Genomic DNA, 18,997 nt, shown 5'->3' on the forward strand with positions numbered 1-18,997 from the left:
TATAAATTGGAGTGAATATAGAATGGCAGTTATAGAATTTAAAAACGTTTCAAAGCATTTTAATATATACAAAAATAAAAGCTATTCCTTAAAAGAAAAATTTTTAAATAAAGTATTACATAGAAATAGAACTGAGGTTACTCAGTTTAATGTTTTAAAAAATGCCTCTTTTACTGTTAATAAGGGTGAAACTGTAGGAATAATTGGAGAAAATGGAACCGGTAAAAGTACTAGCTTAAAGTTAGTGGCTAATATAATAAGACCAAATTCAGGTGAAATTTTTGTTAAAGGAAAAATTTCATCGCTTCTAGAAGTTGGTGTAGGTTTTCAGCCTGATATGACAGGTAGAGAAAATGTATATCTCTATGGATCTATACTTGGATTAAGTAAGAAGGAAATAGATAAAAGATATGATGAAATTGTAAAGTTTGCAGAACTTGAAAATTTCATGGATACACCAGTTAAGAACTATTCTTCAGGTATGTACATGAGACTTGGATTTTCTGTTGCTGTAACAGTAGATCCGGATATACTATTAGTTGATGAAGTTTTGGCTGTTGGAGATGCTAATTTCCAGAAAAAATGCCTTAAAAAAATTGAATCTTTCAAAGAACAAGGTAAAACTATACTGTTTGTTTCCCATGATATGAGCAGTGTAAGGCGTATATGTGATAGATGTATATTTATTAAAAGAGGCGGAGAAGTAATAGAAGGTCCTACAGATAGAATGGTAGGTCTCTATATGAAATTATTATATGCTAAAAGTGAAGATAAAATTAATAAAGATAAATCAAAAAGTGAAAATGAACTTACTGATTTTGATTTTACGCTTCATGAGGCTCCGGAATTTATTGAAGGAAATAGAGAAGGAAACAAAAAGCTAGAGGTAACTAAAGTATATTTTTCTGATAATGCAGGACGTCCTAGGAATTTCTTTGGTACTGAAGAGAATATAAAGGTAAATGTTGAATTTAAAAGAAACTCAGATGTTAAATCAGCTGTTGTTGCTTTTGAAATATTTACACAGGAAGGTTTTAAGCTTATATATCATGATTGTAAACAAGATGGTATGCTTATTACAGATATGAAAGATACTAATATGATAAGTTTTTCATTGCAAAACGAGTTGCTATTAAAGTCTACGTACTATTTTTCTGTTGGTTTATTAGATGAAGATTTAAAAGAAGTATATGATTTTAGACATAAGCATTATTGTTTTACAATCCATGAAGGAGATGTAAAAGGAGACGGGCAGGTTAAAATTAATTGTGAATGGATGCTTTAATTACAAGTAACGCATTAAAGTTCTAACACTGTTGCTTATAAAATATTCTTGCAAGAGAGGCTCGACTTTAGAATTTTTTATGAGATAGAATGTAATAGAATTTACGCGTTATATAGGGCATTAAAAATAGAAAGTGGTGAATAGATTTTGAATAGTTATCCTACAGTGAGTTTTATAATTGTAAATTACAATGGAGTACAGCATCTTAAAAATTGTTTCAGCGAACTTAAAAAATTATCTTATCCTCATGAAAAGATAGAATATATTGTTGTGGATAATGGCTCTAAGGATGGTTCTGTTCAGTTTTTAGAAAAAAATTATCCGGAAGTAAAAATAATAAAAAATGATTCTAATGAGGGATTTGCAAAGCCTAATGATGATGCTGCTAAAATAGCAACAGGTGAATATCTTGCATTAATTAATAATGATATGAAACTTGATAAAAATTGGCTTAATGATATGTTTGAGACTCTTGAAAATTGTGATGATAAGTATGCTTGTGTCGGAAGTAAGATACTTAATTGGGATGGATCAAAGCTTGATTTTGCCGGTGGTAGTGTAAGCTTTGCGGGATATGGATATCAGTATGATTTTGGTATAACTACAAAAGAGGCTGAGAAAAAGTATAATAAAGATATGGATATACTTTTTGCCTGCGGCGGTTCTATGATTATAAAAAAGGATGTTTTTCTTGAAATAGGTGGTTTTGATAAAGATTATTTTGCTTATTATGAAGATGTTGATCTTGGCTGGAGATTATGGGTTTTAGGATATAAAGTTAGATTTTGTTCTAAAGCTATATGTTATCATAGGCATAATGGTACATCCAAGAAGTTCAATCAGCATAAAATGAAAACTTTATTTGAAAGAAATGCTCTATATACTATATATAAAAATTACTCAAGTGAGAATTTTGATATAGTACTTTGTAATTTACTTTTAATGATTCAAAGAATACAGATGGATTTAAAGGTAGATAGTGATGATTTTGATATAAAAAACAGCGACAGCGCTTTCTTTGAAATCGATTCTGATGAGAAGAATTTTTCATCATTAGTTGCTATAAATAATCTTACAGATAATTTAGTAAGGCTTAATGAAAAAAGACAATACATACAAAACAATAGAAAGATTAAAGATAAGGATTTGAAAAAGTTAATCCCAAATCCATTGATGCCTTTCCCGGTTGAATATTATCATGATTATAAATACTTAGATAAGTTTCAAAAGTTATTAAATGTTTATAATGTAGAAGAAAAATTAGATATTAAATTTAAGAGAAAAATACTGCTTATTTCCAATGAACCAATAGCTAAAAAAATGGCAGGTCCAGGAATAAGGTATTGGGAGTTTGCTAAAGAATTAAGTAAGTATAATGATGTTGTGTTGGCCATACCAAATGAGAATGAGATAGATATAAAGCTGGACTTTGAAATTGTAGAGTATGAACTCGGAAAAGCTGATAAACTTATAAAGGCTGCACATGAAAGTGATGTAATAGTTCTTCAAGGACTTATATTAGAATTAGTACCATCACTTAAAGAAATATGTAAAGAAAAAATACTTGTTGTTGATATATATGATCCTTTTGTTATAGAGATATTAGAAACTTTTAAAAACAAAAGTATGAGAAATAGATTAATAGAGAATAATAGAAGCTTGAAAATTCAGTTGGAACAATTACAATTAGGTGACTATTTCATATGTGCAAATGATAAGCAAATGGATTATTGGATAGGAATGCTTTCTGCACTTAATAAGATAAATCCATATGAGTATGATTTATCTCATAAACTAGATAGACTTATCGATTTAGTTCCATTTGGTATAAGCAACGAAGAACCTGTACATAATAAGGAATTAATGAAAGAAAAAGTTCCAAACCTTAAGCCAACAGATAAGGTTCTTATATGGGGCGGCGGAATATGGAATTGGTTTGATCCAATTACATTAATTAAAGCAGTATATGAAATTTCTAAAGAAAGAGATGATATTAAATTATTCTTTCTTGGTGTAAAACATCCTAATCCAGGTGTTCCAGAAATGGAAATGTGTAATAATGCTATAGAGTTAGCAGAAAAGTTAAATATAAAGGATAAGTATGTTTTCTTTAACATGGATTGGGTTGAATACAGTGAAAGACAGAATTTTCTTCTTGAATCCTTTGCAGGAGTTAGTTGTCATTTAGATAATCTTGAAACTAGATTTTCATTTAGAACTAGAATACTAGATTATCTTTGGGCTAAATTACCTATTATCGCTACTGAAGGTGATTATTTTGCAGAGCTTATAGAAAAAGAAGAACTTGGTGTTGTTGTAAGGTATAAAGATGTAAATAGTCTTAAAGATGGAATTTTGAAATTAGCTGGCAGTGAAGAATTCTATAAGAATTGTAAAAATAACATTGGTAGAATAAGAGAAAAATACAGGTGGAAAGAGGTAATGAAACCTTTAGTAAGCTTCTGTAATAAACCTATAAAGAAGAGAAAAGTTGATATGGATGGAAACAAAGACTTAATTATTGACATATCAGAAGAAAAACAAACTTCTAATGTAGGTGAGCTAATGCTGGGGAGAAGGATAGGGCAGAAATTTAAATGCAGATATCCAAATTTAACTACCATAGATTTAAAGGTTGCAACATATGGTAGAAAGAATGATCATGAGATAAAATTTTATTTGTATGAGGAAAAGGAAAATAAGCTATTAGTAGAAGAAACAATAGATGCAGGATCATTAGTTGATAATTCATGGGTGAGTATAAGATTTAAACCAATTTGTAATTCACAGAACAGGGGATTTTATTTTGTGCTAGATGCGCAGACAGATAGGTACGATAATTGTATAACTATTTGGAAAGATGATAAAGAAGATAAAGATGACTTAAATGAGTATGTTGGATCTATAATTGAAAATGGAAAAGAATTAAAAGGAAGCCTTTTATTCAAAAGTAAGTGTGTGTATAAAGCTAATCCTTTAGATAAGAGTAAATGTATAGTTCTAGACGATTACGATGAGGAAACTTCAGGTGATATTGATATTTCAAGTGAAATGTTATTAAATAAAGGTGACGGAAATACAGAATTAAACGCTTTACTTTTAAAGAAAATAGGAGAAATTCAAACTATAAATAAGAAAGTTGTTAATTTACAGGGCTCATTGAATCAAGTTAAAACAGATGTAAATGAACTTGAAAGTTGGATGAGAAAAATAGATAGGAAACTCGGAAGACTTAAAAATTTAAATATTTTTAGATTTTTAGGAAAGATATTTAAAAGATAGTGGGAGTATAAAAGATGAAAAAAGTATTATTAATAAGTCCTGATAAAATTGCAAAGAAAATGTCTGGACCGGGTATACGTTATTTTAATTTTGCTAAGGAGTTATCCAAAAAGCTTGCAGTAACCTTATTTATACCTAATAATGACACAGATATGAATTTTGAAAAGGAAAACTTTAAGGTAATATTAGGTGACAGAAAAAAGCTTAAGGAAGAAATTGAAAACGTAGATTCTATAATAGTTCAGGGAATAGCATTTAGATTATATCCTTTTTTGAAGAAAATAAAAAAGCCTATAGTAGTAGATATATACGATCCTATAACTCTTGAAAATCTTGAGCTTAGAAAATTTTTATCGTTAAAAGATCGTATTGATTATCATCAAACTGATGTGGAATTGATATTAGAAGAGTTAGCTATAGGTGATTTCTTCATATGTGCTAGTGAGAAGCAAAAGGATTACTGGATGGGTATGCTTTCTGCTATAAATAGAGTTAATCCAGCTACGTATACTGATGATGTTCAAATGAAAAAATTAATTGATGTTGTGCCATTTGGCTTTAATGATGAGGAACCTAAAAAGACTAAGAATGTTCTAAAGGGTGTCTGGAAAAACATCAATGTGAATGACAAAGTATTAATATGGGGTGGCGGAATATGGAATTGGTTTGATCCAATTACATTAATTGAGGCAATGAAAGTTATTGTAGCTAAGAGAAATGATGTAAAGTTGTTTTTCATGGGAATTGGGCATCCTAGTTTAAATGTTGATACTACAGTTGCAGATGAATGTATAGCTAGAAGTAAAAAGTATGGAATATATAATAAAAATGTATTCTTTAATGACTGGGTAGATTATAATGAAAGGCAGAATTATCTTTTAGAAGCTGATATTGGAGTTAGTACATATTTAAATAATTTAGAGACTAGATATTCTTTTAGAACTAGAATTTTAGATTATTTATGGTGTGAACTTCCTATGGTTCTTACAAAAGGCGATTATATGTCTGAACTTGTTGAGAAGAATGAGCTTGGATTTTGCCACGATGCGGGAGAGTATAATGAGTTGGCGGAGAAAATAATGGAGTTATTAGATAATGAAGAAAAATATAGTAAAGCAAAGGATAATATCAAGGCTGTTAAGGATAGTTATAAATGGAATAATGTTGTGAAGCCGCTTGCTGATTTTTGTCAGAATCCATATATTTCTTCGGATAAAAAATTAAAAGTAAAATTTTTATATAAGAGCCCTAATTTGTTTAAATATTATTTTATTAGAGTGAAAAATAAAATAAAGAGAATGATAAATAAGAAATAATTTAAATTTTATAAATATGGCTGTTGTGTTTCGAGCTTCAAGGTTTTTTATTGAGATATTAAATGCTTAAGGTATTAATATTTTCGACATATATTACGATTATATAAATATAATCTGTACTTATTTCGTATGCCTTGAAGGGAGGTGAGAAGAACATTGAAAAAAAAGGTAGGTATTGTTATAAGTATGTTTATTCTAGTATTTATAACACTAGTATCTTCTAAAGTACAAGCTCAAACTAATGATCTAGATGTCCAGTATTCTGCTCATGTACAAAATATTGGATGGCAGCAGCCAGTACAAGGTTCAAGTGGTAATATTGCTGGTACAACTGGGCAAGGGCTGAGAGTAGAAGCATTGAAGGTAAAGCTCATAAATTCAAGTGAGTTTCCAAATGCTAAGATTTCTTATCAGGCTCATGTACAAAACCTAGGTTGGATGAACTGGGTTAATGGTGGAGATCAGGATGGAAATATAGCTGGAACTGTAGGGAAAGGTCTTAGAGTAGAAGCTATAAAAATGAAGCTTGAAGGAGTCAGTGGCTATCATATTGAATATCAAGCTCATGTACAAAACCTAGGTTGGATGAATTGGGTTAAAGGTGGAGACCAGGATGAAAACATAGCTGGAACTACCGGAAAAGGTCTTAGAGTAGAAGCTATAAGAGTAAAAATTGTTAAAGATAATACAAATTCATCGCAGCCACAACCACAGCCACAACCACAGCCACAACCGCAGCCAGTGCAGCCAACAGGTGATTTAAATGTAAATTATCAGGCACAGGTACAAAACTTAGGTTGGATGAATACTTTAAAAAGTATGGACATTGCTGGTACTACAGGAAAAGGTTTGAGACTAGAGACTATTAAAATAAGTAGTGATAATTTACCGACTGGATGTAGTATAGCATATCAAGCTAATGTGGAGAATAAAGGTTGGATGCCTGAGGTACAAAATGGAGCAAATGCTGGTACTGTTGGTGAAGGCCTGAGAATGAATCAAATAAAGATTAGACTTAATAATGTTTCTGGATACCATATTCAATATCAAGTTCATGTGGAAAATGTAGGTTGGATGGATTGGGTACAAGATGGACAGGTAGCAGGTGTACCTAATCAAGATTGGGGTATACAAGCAATAAGAATAAGGATTGTTAAGGATTTACCTCAAAGTGTAAGTCCAAGTGTAAATATTAGTACTCCAAATGATGGAACGTCTTTTTATGATAATCAATCTATTAATGTAACTGGTACTACTGTTAATTCAAATGGTGTCCAAGAGATTGATGTATATTCAAATGCTATATTATTGGGTAAGGCTAATATTATTTCTACAAATGGTTCTCAAGTATCTTACTCTTATTCAACAAGTAAGAACTTCGATAATGGAAGTGGCAATAAACAACTTAAGGTTGAAGCAATAGGCAAAGATGCAAAAATTGTAACTACGTCCATAAATGTGGATTATAAAGTTTTACAACCTATGCTGTATATAGATGACCCACAGGGTAGTGTATTTCTTACAAATTCAACTTTGAATTTAAGAGGTTGGGCACTTGGAAGTACCGGTATCCAAAAGGTTAGTATTTTTGTAGATGGTCAGTTAAAAGGAAATGCTAATTATGGGACTTCAAGAACTGATGTTAAGAATGCATATCCAATGTATGAAAATGGTGATAATAGTGGCTTTACTTATACGCTGGATGCAGGAAATATACCAAATGGAAAGCATAATGTGACTGTAACAGCTTATGATAATACAGGTAAAACTGTATCGCAAGATATATCTGTTATGAAGCTTGTGGGATTAAATGGAGTAAGCACGAATTATAATATGTCATTATCTCAATTAGTAGACAAGCAGATGGCCACACCTGGTGCTAATGTGGTAGAATCAGGAAATGATTGGGTTGCTGCATCTAGAAGTGATGTTGAGTATTATGCTAATCCAAATAACTTTTTAAACGACTATGGAATATACCAATTTATGGTTCTAAATTATGAGCCTGGAGTAACTGTTGATGATGTAAATAGTATGTTAGCTGGAAAGGGAATTTTGGCAGGACATGGAGCAGCATTTCTTCAAGGTGCTCAGCAGAGTAATATAAGTGTTTTTTATTTAGTTTCTCATGCTCTTTTAGAAACTGGAAATGGAAGTTCAAGGTTAGCTACAGGAATTAGCGTAAATGGAACTACAGTTTATAACATGTATGGAATAGGAGCATATGATTCAAGCCCTAATTATTATGGCTCACAATATGCATATAATAAAGGTTGGACTAGCGTTGACAAAGCTATTGTTGGAGGAGCAAGCTGGGTAGGCAGTTCTTACATAAATAGTTCTACGTATAATCAGAATACACTATATAAGATGAGATGGAATCCTAATGATACAGGAGAACATCAATATGCTACTGATGTAAGATGGGCTTATAATCAAATATATAATATTAAGAAGCTCATAGATATGTGTACAAGTCCAATTTTAAAATTTGATATTCCTATATTTAATTAAGAAATAAGCAGTTGTTACTTTAACTTAATAGTTAAGTGACAACTGCTTATTTATATGTATTTTAGTTATTTGTTAATATGATTATTTGTTTTGTATTCAGTTAAAAACAATTCATAGTCTTGTTTATGCTGTTTTACAAGTGTATCAAGTATAAAACCATTTATTAAGAATATAACCGAGGAAATGATTAAACCTGTAGCTAAAATGGCAGAAGGTATTTTAGTTATATATTTAGTTTCTACAAATTCATATATTACTGGTACACCAAAAATCAAACCTAAAATTAATATGATTAGTGAAATAATTGAAAAAAACTCTAAAGGTTTATAATCTTTAAATAAAGATAAAATAGTTTTAATAACTCTTAAACCATCTTTATATGTATTAAGTTTAGAAGAACTGCCGGCTGGTCTATCTCTATAGTTTATAGGAATTTCTTTTAAGAGAAAATTTTTATCTAAAGAATGTATGCTCATTTCAGTTTCAATTTCAAAACCAGTACTTAAAATAGGTATTGTTTTTACAAAATATCTGTTGAAGGCTCTATAGCCTGTCATAATATCATTGATATCATTTTTAAATAGCTTACCTATTAAACTTTTTACTAATGAATTTCCGAAATTATGAAAAGCTCTTTTATTTTCAGATCTATATGTACCATTTGACAATCTATCACCTATTGTCATATCTGCTTCACCATTTATTATTGGTTTAAGAAGTTCATGTGAAAACTCTGCTGGATAAGTATCATCACCATCAACCATAATATAATAATCAGCATCTATATCCTTAAACATACTCCTTACAACATTTCCTTTTCCTTGACGGGGTTCTTTTATGACTACAGCACCATTTTCTTTTGCTATAGCAGCTGTATTATCTTTTGAGTTATTATCATAAACATAAATATCCGATTCTGGTAAGACTCTTTTAAAATCATTAATAACTTTTTTTATTGTTAATTCTTCATTGTAGCATGGAATTAAAACTGCTATTTTCAAAAATAACACACCTTTCACACAGTTAATAAACTTTAAACTGGTATATCGAAAAATAAATTTACCACAAAGTTTATTTTAAATTAAAATTATACTAAATTCAAGTCGTAAATTGTTTTTTTATCAATATATTAATTTGTATATACTATATTTATTTACTTTATCACTATATATTTTAGAAAATTTGATGCTTGAATCACTATAGCTATCTAAATTATTTTTAGACAGTATAAATTTTATTTTCAATTTTTTTATATCTTTAGTGTTTATAAATACGTGTGTGCTGTCAGGGGCAACTAGCGTAAAGTAAGTTTTTTTATCAGTTAAGCTAAAAGAAAAATGTGAGTATCGATTATAAATATTATTTTGACTACCGGTTTTATCTAGAAGTTTCCATTCAGCCAAATCTGGATAGAAATTTACTCCATTTAAGCACTTTGCACCATTAGCATATATAAAAGCTCCCATAGTGCCATTTGTATCATCAATAGATATCCAATTTGCATTTGGACTTTTCTTTGATATGGAAACTATGTTTTTTGATAAATTATTATTATATATTGAGTTAACACCCTTGGTTAACGGATTTACCGTTATACCAGAAATTAGTACTAAAATTGCCATTAAACCAATAAAATAATTTTTTTTGCCATATAAAAGTAAAAAGCTTAAAACGAAAAATATAAGTAAAATAATATAATAATATTTTGGACTTACGTATGTTTTAAATGGAGAATAAAAGATAGAAAAATAGTATATTATTGTTGTTATAAGACTAATTACTGCACAAAATATAAAATTAAAATATCTTTTTTTATATAGTAGATTTAATGCCCAAATACTTAAATATAATGAAGTTAAACTGTATATGGCGAGTAGTCTTTGTTCGGTAACATATGAAAATAAAGTAATTTTTGATAAAAAAACTGGTATTCCCCAAAGCATATAAAATGCCTGAAATAATATAAATATAATTAAGGCAATTCCCAATTTTAAATCCTTTACCTTTTTCTTTATTAAAACTGGTATACAAAAGATCAAAGGGATAAGAAAATTATAAAAACTACTGACTTCGCAGTTATTTAAATATGTAGAATTTTTAAAAGGCAAAAGTACATTTATTAAAAAAGTATTTAGAGCAAAAAAAGATAAATTTCCACCTACACTTACTCTCTTTCCAGGATAAGTTGTATTTAATAATATTTTTATTGAATCTTTTGAAATTAAATAAAAATGGATTAAATTAAAAAATATAAAAGCAAAACTTAAAATAATAATTAATACGTCTTTTTTCTCTAAAATTAAATCTTTTTTTAGATCTATAAATAAAACAATCATAAATATTATGCCTAAGTAGAAAAGGGGAACCTGAACTGCAGGATATAATACCAGTGCAAAGCCTATACAGCTTAAAGCAAAAGCAAAAGCTAGCAGTATTCTTCGTAAAGTATTATTAGAGTTTTTAAGAAAATAATAATATGTTACAATTATAGCTTCAAAGTATAGTACTAAATCTCCTATATGCTGCATGAACCACCATTGCACAGCAGGTGAAAAAGTTATCCATAAACTTCCTAAAACTGAAATTCCCTTATTTCCTTTTGTTATTATAAAGCACATTTCATAGGATAATAAAAGATATAATAATAGTTTGGAAAACCAATACCAGGATAAACCGTATCCCTTTCCTAAAAGTAGAAATCCCCAATTAAATGGTTTTGATAATACAGTTATGTCACGTGTTGGAGCATTATAATTTAAAATCATATTTTGACCTGATAAACCAATATTTTTATTGTAGACAGGAAAATGATCTTTATCCATAACTTGTGCCATATACATGGGTGTTTGTACGACCCATTCATCAGTTCTTATATATCTTGTTTGACCTAATATTTTTGAAGTGGCATTGTTAATTTGTGGAACATATTGTTCCCATGCAGGAATTGAACTGAAATTAAAATCAGAAGCTACGCCTAATATAAGAATAAGTAAGGCTAATAAATATCGAAATTTTATAATCGTGTTAAAAATATTTTTCATTTTATGCATAAAAAACAACCTTTCTTGATTAATTTTATGTATATTATAGTAGCATAATATATTTAACTTGAATCTATATGTACACCTCTAAACATTATACTTCATTAGTATTTTGATGTAAATATAGGGTTATTTTAGAGTTTTGTATGAGTAATATATTTTTGTTCATAGCTAATTTAATAAATTGATCTTTTAAATTAACTAATTTTTAAAATCATTATCTACAATAAAAATTATATTTATGCTATAATTTACTATGTTATTAAAAGAGAATTATAGGAGAAATATATGATAGAATACGATTTAAGCATAATAATATTAAACTATAATGCTAAAAAGTTTTTAAGTGATTGCATTAATTCTATATACAAAAATACGAATGAAATTAAATTTGAAGTGATTTTGGTAGATAATAGCTCTACAGATGATAGTGTTAATTTTATAAAAGAAGAATTTCTTAATATGGAGAATTTTGTTTTTATAGAGAATAAAGTAAACTCTGGTTTTGCTGCTGGTAACAATAAGGCTATAAAAATGAGTAGAGGTAAAGCTGTTCTTCTTTTAAATCCGGATACGGTTATAAATGGAAATGTAATTGGAGAAACGTATAAATGTTTAATGGGTGATAAAAAGGTTGGTGTTGCAGGTTGCAAGGTTTTAAATCCTGATGGAACACTTCAACTTGCATGCAGAAGAATGATTCCAACACCTAAGGATGCTTTTTACAAGATTTTTGGGTTAAGTAAAATATTTAAGAATAATAAGAAGTTTTCAAGATACAATTTAACCTATGCTTCTCCTGATGATTTTATAGATGTAGATTCAGTCTCGGGATCATATCTAATGATGAAAAAAGAAGTTATAGAAAAGATAGGTTATTTAGATGAGACATTCTTTATGTATGGTGAGGAAATGGATTGGTGTCTTAGAACAAGAAAAGCAGGATATATTGTTAGATATTGTCCTGTTGGAACTATAATTCATTATAAGGGCGAGAGTAGTAAACAGCTTAGTCATAAGGCTACATATGAATTTTATAGGGCAATGTGGATATTTTATAAGAAAAATAACAAAAGAAATATATTTATTGATCCCATTGTATGGTTAGGGGTAAAATTTTTAATGGGTTTAGCTATGGCAAAGCTCTTAATTTTACCTAAGAAGAAAGTTGGCTCCAGGGGCTAGAAGGGATGAGCAAATTGGACATTTCAATTATAATAGTAAATTATAACACGAAGGAGCTTTTAAGAAACTGCCTTAATTCAATAAAGTCTACAGTAAATGATATTGAATATGAGGTTATAGTGACGGACAATAATTCAAAGGATGGAAGCACTGTTATGCTCAAACAGGAATTCCCATGGGTTAAGCTTATAGAAAGTAAAATCAATGGAGGCTTTGCTTATGCCAATAATCTTGCTATAAAAAAGAGCAGTGGCAAATACATATTTTTATTAAATAGTGATACGGTGCTTTTACGGGATGTAATAAAAAAAATGGTGACATATATGGATGAAAATAATGATGTGGGACTTTTGGGACCTAAACTATTAAATCCTGATATGACACATCAAACTTCTGTTTCTGGTTTCCCAACTTTTAAGAGAGAAGTATATCATATATATAAGCTTAAAAACATTCTTAAAGTGCCAATGTTAAAAAAGTTAATGATAGCTATATCTGGTAAAATAGGATCTAAAGATGTAGAGCAATATATGATGAACTTTAAGGAAGTAAATGAGCCACGTGAGGTTCAAGTTCTCGTTGGGGCTGCACTTCTAATAAGAAGAGATGTGATAGACAAAATAGGAATGCTTGATGAGAGGTATTTTATGTATTATGAAGAAATAGATTTTTGTTATCAGGCAAATAAAGCTGGATTTAAAGCAGTCTATTATCCTTATGGAGAGATAATTCACTACATAGGGCAGAGCAGCGATAAAATTAAAGATATAACGTTTTATGAAAGATATAAGAGTATGATAAAATACTTTAATAAGAATTATGGCAAATTAAAAGAAATACTTGTTAGAATTAACTTAATTGTTGGTTTAATGTTTAGGACAGTTGGTAACCTTGTAAAGTTTCTATTTAGCCATGATAAGTATACATTGTATACGGTGAAAATATATTTTAATACAATAAAAATTGCACTTGGGTTTAATATAAATACGTTAAAAAAAGGAGAATAGTTTTTTTATGAATGATAAGGTTAAGAAAATCAATTATTTTGTTATATGCTTGTTTATATTTTTAACACCTGTAGTTCCGTATAATATGACTATACATAAAAATATAACAGTTAGTGATTGTCTTCTTTTAGCAATTTTTATATTGTTCTTAGTCGAAATCTTATACAATAAGGAAAAATTTAAAGAATGCTTTTATGTTATGTTAGGTGATAAAACTTTATTTTGCTTAGTACTGTTACTTTTTGTTATGGTAATTTCAATTTCTTATGCTATGGATAAAAAATTAGCATTCCAGGAGACGTTAAGATTTTTTTCATATATAGTTTTATATACAATCTTAGCTTTAAATTATAAAGAAAAAAAGTATTTTAAAGGTTTTGTAAATAGTTTTGTGGCTTCAGTATTTGTTGTTAGTGTTATTGGATTGGTACAAAAAATCACTGGCATTGGGATAAGACACATATATGACTACAAAGTTAATGGTGTAACTATGGTTAGAATTTCATCAACATTAGGTAATCCGAATACTTTAGCTGCACTCATGATTTTGGCCATTTTTCCTATTGCAATGATGGCTTTTTTTGATAAAAATTTAAAAAATAAAACTTTTTATGGTGTCTTAATAGTACTTGTTATATATAATATGATATTAACAGGATCAAGAAATTCATATATAGCATTAGCATTAGGATTTTGTGTACTGGCTGTAATTTACAGTATTAAATTTATAATTCCTATAATAGCTTTGGGTGGGGTTTCTATGCTTATACCTCAGGTCACGAGCAGATTAATGAATATAAACAATAAGAATTTAAATGAGGCTAGAATAAAACTCTGGAAAACTGCATTAAAAATGATAAAAGAGCATCCCATATCAGGGGTTGGAAATGGAAATTACGTTAGTAACTATGATATATATGTAAAAAAGTATCCAGAGCTTAGATATCTTGACTATTCACATTTCCCTGTACATAATTCATATTTGAAGATAGAATCTGAACTTGGGGTATTTGGAGGAATATTTTTTATAGCAGCTATAATAAACATGTTTTTAAAGGTTTATTATACATATAAAAATTCAAATGATAAGCTTAGAAAAGCTTTTTATTTAGGTTTTACTGCATCTGCCGCTGCATTTATGGTTATGAATTTATCAGATAATCTTCTTTTTATACCTACAATAACTTCATTTTTTTGGATGTTTGTTGCATTAGGTGACAGACATTAGTATTATAACTATAGTTAGATTGAGGCTATACTGTAAAGGAGGTGAAACTGCTTAAATTTTTAGGCAGGTTAAGATTGACTAAATATAGAATGAAATTTTTGAATACAAATATAGATAATGTAAATATGGCAGAAGCGATTGATACTATAGATGATTTTATTAAGGATGGAAATTATCATTATGTTGTTACCCCTAATGTAGATCATATTGTAAGGCTTGAAAATGATAATGAGTTTAGAGAAGTATATAAAAATGCTGATTTGATTTTAATAGATGGTATGCCTTTAGTTTGGATTTCAAAGTGGCTTAAAACGCCAGTTAAAGAGAAGGTTTCAGGATCAGACTTGTTTCCAAGTGTATGTGAACTTGCTGCAAATAAGGGGTACTCTGTTTTCATTTTGGGTGCAGCTGAAGGCGTTGCATTTAAAGCAGGAGAAAATCTTAAAAAGAAATATCCTGGTCTTAAAATTTCAGGGACTTTTTCACCAAGTTTCGGTTTTGAAAAAAAACCAAATGAGATAAAATACATTATTGATATGATTAATAAAATAAAGCCAGATATACTGGCCATTGGTGTAAGTGCACCTAAACAGGAGAAATTTATATATAAATACAGAAAAGAGCTTAGGGTTCCAGTATCACTAGCTATAGGTGCTTCTATAGATATAGAGGCAGGAAATTTAAAAAGAGCACCACGATGGATGCAAAAAGCTGGACTTGAATGGTTTTATAGGATGTTCAGACAGCCTAAGAAAATATTCAAGAGAGTTTTTATAGATGATCTTAAGATAATAAAGGTATATTCTAAATATAAAAAAGCTAATTAGCTGTATATTTTTGTAATATTTAATACATAATATTTAGTGAGAAAGGAAGATGAAGTAATTTAGTGACTTTTCGCTAAATATTGTGTATGATGAATAAGAATAAAAAGTATATTGTAATTTTTACTATAATGTTTTGTGTAATGTTTTTGGTTGGTTTCAATTTTATGAATTATAATCAAAAAAAATCTAATTATGCAAAAGAGATTTTATATTTAAAAGAGCAAAATCAAAAACTTGAAAAACAAAATTCAGATTATCAAAATGATGAGGTTAAACTTTATAAGGAACAAAGTGAAAAATTAAAAATACCAATTTTGATGTATCATTGGATTGAAGATGGCAAAGGTGACGAGCTTAAGGTCTCAAAGGAAAAATTTAAAAGTGAAATGGAAATAGTAAAACAAAGTGGGTATACACCTATAAGTTTTAACGAACTCTATGATTTTATTAAAGGCAACAAACCTTTTGGTATTAAACCAATACTTATAACTTTTGACGATGGATATGAAGATAATTATGTAAATGCCTATCCTGTGCTTAAAGAATATGGATTTAAAGGTACTATATTTGCCATAACAGATTTGATAAATACATGTCCATATCTTTCTGAGAAGGAAATAGTTGAACTTTCTAACAATAATGTAGATGTGGAATCTCATGCAGCTAGTCACTCTAAGCTTTCAGAATTGAGTTATGAAAAGCAGTATAATGAATTAAAACGTTCTAAAGAAAAGCTTGAAGGTATTTTGCATAAAAAAGAGTACTATTTGGCATATCCTTTTGGAAAATATAATAAGGATACGATTAGCATAGCTCAAAAACTTGGATATAGGCTTGCAGCATGTACTAAGGAAGGTTTTGCTTCAAAATCGGATGGAAGCTATGAGTTAAAGAGGATATATATAAGTAATAACTATAGTTTAGAAGAATTTAAGAAACTTATAAATTAAATGGAGGGTTTAGTATATGAAAATACTTGTAACAGGAGCAAATGGTCAATTAGGAAGAGAAATTCAAAATCAGTTAAAAGGAAGAAATGTAGAGGTTATACCTACAGATGTTAAAGATCTAGATATAACTGACGTTTTAGCTGTAAATAGATTTTTCAGTGAAAAAAGACCAGATATAGTAATTAATTGTGCAGCACATACAGCAGTTGATAAATGTGAAGAGCAGTATGATTTGGCTTATAAGATAAATGCTATAGGACCTAAGAATTTAGCAGCAGCAGCATATAGTGTAGGAGCAGAGATTGTTCAAATTTCAACAGATTATGTTTTTAGTGGTGATGCCACAAAACCAATAATTGAATTTGATAAGGTTAATCCTCAATCTGCTTATGGAAAGACTAAATTAGAAGGGGAAAATTTTGTAAAGGCATTGAACCCAAAGCATTACATAGTTAGAACAGCATGGCTTTATGGTGATGGAAAAAATTTTATTAAAACTATGATAAATTTAGGAAAAAAATATGGTGAAGTAACAGTTGTAAATGATCAAGTTGGAACACCTACAAGTACAGTTGATTTAGCTAAAGTTGTTCTTAAATTAGTAGATGAAAAGAATTATGGTTTATTCCATTGTACATGTAAAGGAATATGTTCTTGGTATGATTTTGCAGTAGAAATATTTAAACTTACAGGAATTGATGCAAAAGCAATTCCATGCACTTCAGAAGAATATGCGGCAAAATTCCCAGCATCAGCTAAGAGACCGAAGTATTCTGTACTTAGAAATTATATGCTTGAACTTACAACAGGAGATATTACAAGAGATTGGAAAGAATCATTAAAGGAATATATAAATTGGCTTGAAAAATAGTGCATTTAAATTGTAGGTGGCTTAGTGCCACCTATAATTTATAATTATATATACATAAGGATGGTTTTTATGAATAAAGTAATAAAAAATTTTTTTTCTATGGGCTTTTCAACCATAGTATCACAACTTGTATCATTTCTTACAGTAACATATTCAGCTCATGTTTTAGATAAATCGGGTTTTGGAGATATATCAACAGTTCAGGCCATTATAGTATACTTTTCGATTACAGTACTTTTTGGACTTCAGACATATGGACAAAGGGAAGTTGCAAAAGACAGGGCAAATATTGAAAATATAGTGGGTGAAATAACAGCTTTTAGGATAATTATTTTTATTTTAAGTTTTATAGTACTGATTGTTTTAGCTTTTATTTTATCATTTAATTCTAAAAGTATGGCAGTTCTTTTAATCTTATACAGCTTAACACTTTTACCTAATGCTTTATGCATAGATTGGGTTTATAATGGAATTCAAGAGATGAAATACAATGCTGTATACAATGTACTTAAAAATGTGATACCTTTTATTTTGATATATTTATTTTTAAAAAAACCATCGCAAATTAATTATTATGTTGTTTTCATTCTTTTAGGACTTGCAGTTGCTACTATATATCAATTTTACATATACTTTTTTCGTGAAAAGTTTAGTCTTAAATTAAAAATAAATTGGAATGGAATAAAAAAATATACTTTGTATGGTTGGCCATTTTTAGCATCGGGAATACTGGCTACAATAAATCTTAATGTGGATAGAATTGTAATTAGATTTTCTTGGGGCAGTGCTGTTACAGGTATATATGCATCAGCGTATACTATCATTTCATTTTTGACAAATATTGAAACAATAATATTCGGAGTTGTATTTCCTCTTATGATAAGTTATTATAATGACAAAAATATGACTGCATTGAAAGAATTAATAAAAAATGTATCCAAGGTAGTTGTGGCTGTTATTACACCTATAGTTTTAGGTGGTATAATTTTGTCAAAAGATATAATAGTACTGCTGTTTGGAAAAGTATATGAAAGTGCTTATATGCCGTTTTCTATACTGCTATTTTATACTCTTATACTATTTGTTAGAGAAGTATATGCATATGGTTTAAATGCATGGAATATGGAAAAGAAATACCTTAAGGCTGTAACAATTTCATCTTTATTTAATTTGATTGTTAATCTAATACTTACACCTTATTTTGGTATGAATATGGCTGCATTAATAACAGTTGCTTCTGAAGTTATAACTATCGCTATTATGAAGTATTATTCGGATAAAATTGTTAAAGTAGCTAAATATGAATTTTATTTAAAGATATTGCTGCCATGTTTTAGTATGGGTGCTGTAACCTGGATACTAAAATATTTTCATGTGAATGTTGTTCTTAATATAATTTTAAGTGCAGTAGGGTATCTTGTATTTGTTATTATATTTAAATATTTTACTGTAGATGATATAAAAAAAATTGCAGTGAGAAAGAGTTGATTT

The 18,997-nt window shown here is 28.9% G+C and carries 13 protein-coding genes; 11 read left to right on the plus strand and 2 right to left on the minus strand.

All coding sequences use genetic code 11. The annotated features are described in order from the left end of the window. The first annotated feature begins 22 nt into the window (after positions 1-22). From BEE63_RS17340 to BEE63_RS17355, 4 genes are all read left to right on the plus strand, one after another. Positions 23-1,285 (plus strand): ABC transporter ATP-binding protein, encoded by a 1,263-nt coding sequence (locus BEE63_RS17340; protein ID WP_066022575.1) that lies wholly within the window; start codon positions 23-25, stop codon positions 1,283-1,285. A gap of 147 nt (positions 1,286-1,432) precedes the next feature. Further along, complete coding sequence (locus BEE63_RS17345) at positions 1,433-4,567, plus strand: glycosyltransferase (RefSeq protein ID WP_066022576.1); 3,135 nt, start codon at positions 1,433-1,435, stop codon at positions 4,565-4,567. 14 nt (positions 4,568-4,581) lie between these two features. Then, on the plus strand, positions 4,582-5,883 hold the full coding sequence (locus tag BEE63_RS17350) for a glycosyltransferase (protein WP_066022577.1): 1,302 nt from the start codon (positions 4,582-4,584) through the stop codon (positions 5,881-5,883). Between the two features lie 156 nt (positions 5,884-6,039). Continuing rightward, positions 6,040-8,397, plus strand: coding sequence for an Ig-like domain-containing protein (locus BEE63_RS17355; protein WP_066022578.1), 2,358 nt, complete (start codon positions 6,040-6,042; stop codon positions 8,395-8,397). A gap of 65 nt (positions 8,398-8,462) precedes the next feature. Here the strand turns inward: BEE63_RS17355 and BEE63_RS17360 are convergent, their stop codons facing one another. Together BEE63_RS17360 and BEE63_RS17365 are read right to left on the minus strand one after the other, a co-directional pair. Next, positions 8,463-9,398 carry a glycosyltransferase family 2 protein gene (locus tag BEE63_RS17360; protein ID WP_066022579.1) on the minus strand — a complete coding sequence of 312 codons (936 nt, stop codon included), beginning with the start codon at positions 9,396-9,398 and terminating at the stop codon, positions 8,463-8,465. A gap of 120 nt (positions 9,399-9,518) precedes the next feature. Continuing rightward, the gene (locus tag BEE63_RS17365; protein WP_242874844.1) at positions 9,519-11,438 is read right to left on the minus strand and encodes a DUF7657 domain-containing protein; all 1,920 of its coding nucleotides are present in this window, start codon (positions 11,436-11,438) and stop codon (positions 9,519-9,521) included. A gap of 288 nt (positions 11,439-11,726) precedes the next feature. Between BEE63_RS17365 and BEE63_RS17370 the strand changes: the two genes are divergently transcribed. The 7 genes from BEE63_RS17370 to BEE63_RS17400 all read left to right on the plus strand — a co-directional run bounded on the left by BEE63_RS17370 (position 11,727) and on the right by BEE63_RS17400 (position 18,994). Then, the gene (locus BEE63_RS17370; protein ID WP_066022581.1) at positions 11,727-12,623 is read left to right on the plus strand and encodes a glycosyltransferase family 2 protein; all 897 of its coding nucleotides are present in this window, start codon (positions 11,727-11,729) and stop codon (positions 12,621-12,623) included. Positions 12,624-12,628: 5 nt separating this feature from the next. Then, a complete protein-coding gene (locus BEE63_RS17375; RefSeq protein ID WP_066022582.1) occupies positions 12,629-13,630 on the plus strand; it encodes a glycosyltransferase family 2 protein in 1,002 nt (333 codons plus the stop codon). A 7-nt stretch (positions 13,631-13,637) separates the two neighbouring features. After that, entirely contained in the window at positions 13,638-14,858 is a 1,221-nt protein-coding gene (locus BEE63_RS17380; RefSeq protein ID WP_066022583.1) for an O-antigen ligase family protein, read from the plus strand. An 89-nt stretch (positions 14,859-14,947) separates the two neighbouring features. Then, positions 14,948-15,685, plus strand: a complete 738-nt coding sequence (locus BEE63_RS17385; protein WP_175400897.1) for a WecB/TagA/CpsF family glycosyltransferase — start codon at positions 14,948-14,950, stop codon at positions 15,683-15,685. 164 nt (positions 15,686-15,849) lie between these two features. Then, positions 15,850-16,635: a polysaccharide deacetylase family protein gene (locus BEE63_RS17390; protein ID WP_242874846.1), complete on the plus strand. Its 786-nt coding sequence runs from the start codon at positions 15,850-15,852 to the stop codon at positions 16,633-16,635. A 16-nt stretch (positions 16,636-16,651) separates the two neighbouring features. Next, a complete protein-coding gene (gene rfbD, locus BEE63_RS17395) occupies positions 16,652-17,506 on the plus strand; it encodes a dTDP-4-dehydrorhamnose reductase (protein WP_066022586.1) in 855 nt (284 codons plus the stop codon). Positions 17,507-17,575: 69 nt separating this feature from the next. Beyond that, positions 17,576-18,994: a flippase gene (locus BEE63_RS17400; RefSeq protein ID WP_066023274.1), complete on the plus strand. Its 1,419-nt coding sequence runs from the start codon at positions 17,576-17,578 to the stop codon at positions 18,992-18,994. The last annotated feature ends 3 nt before the right edge of the window (positions 18,995-18,997 follow it).

This window comes from Clostridium pasteurianum (assembly GCF_001705235.1).
Taxonomy (GTDB): Bacteria; Bacillota; Clostridia; order Clostridiales; family Clostridiaceae; genus Clostridium_S; species Clostridium_S pasteurianum_A.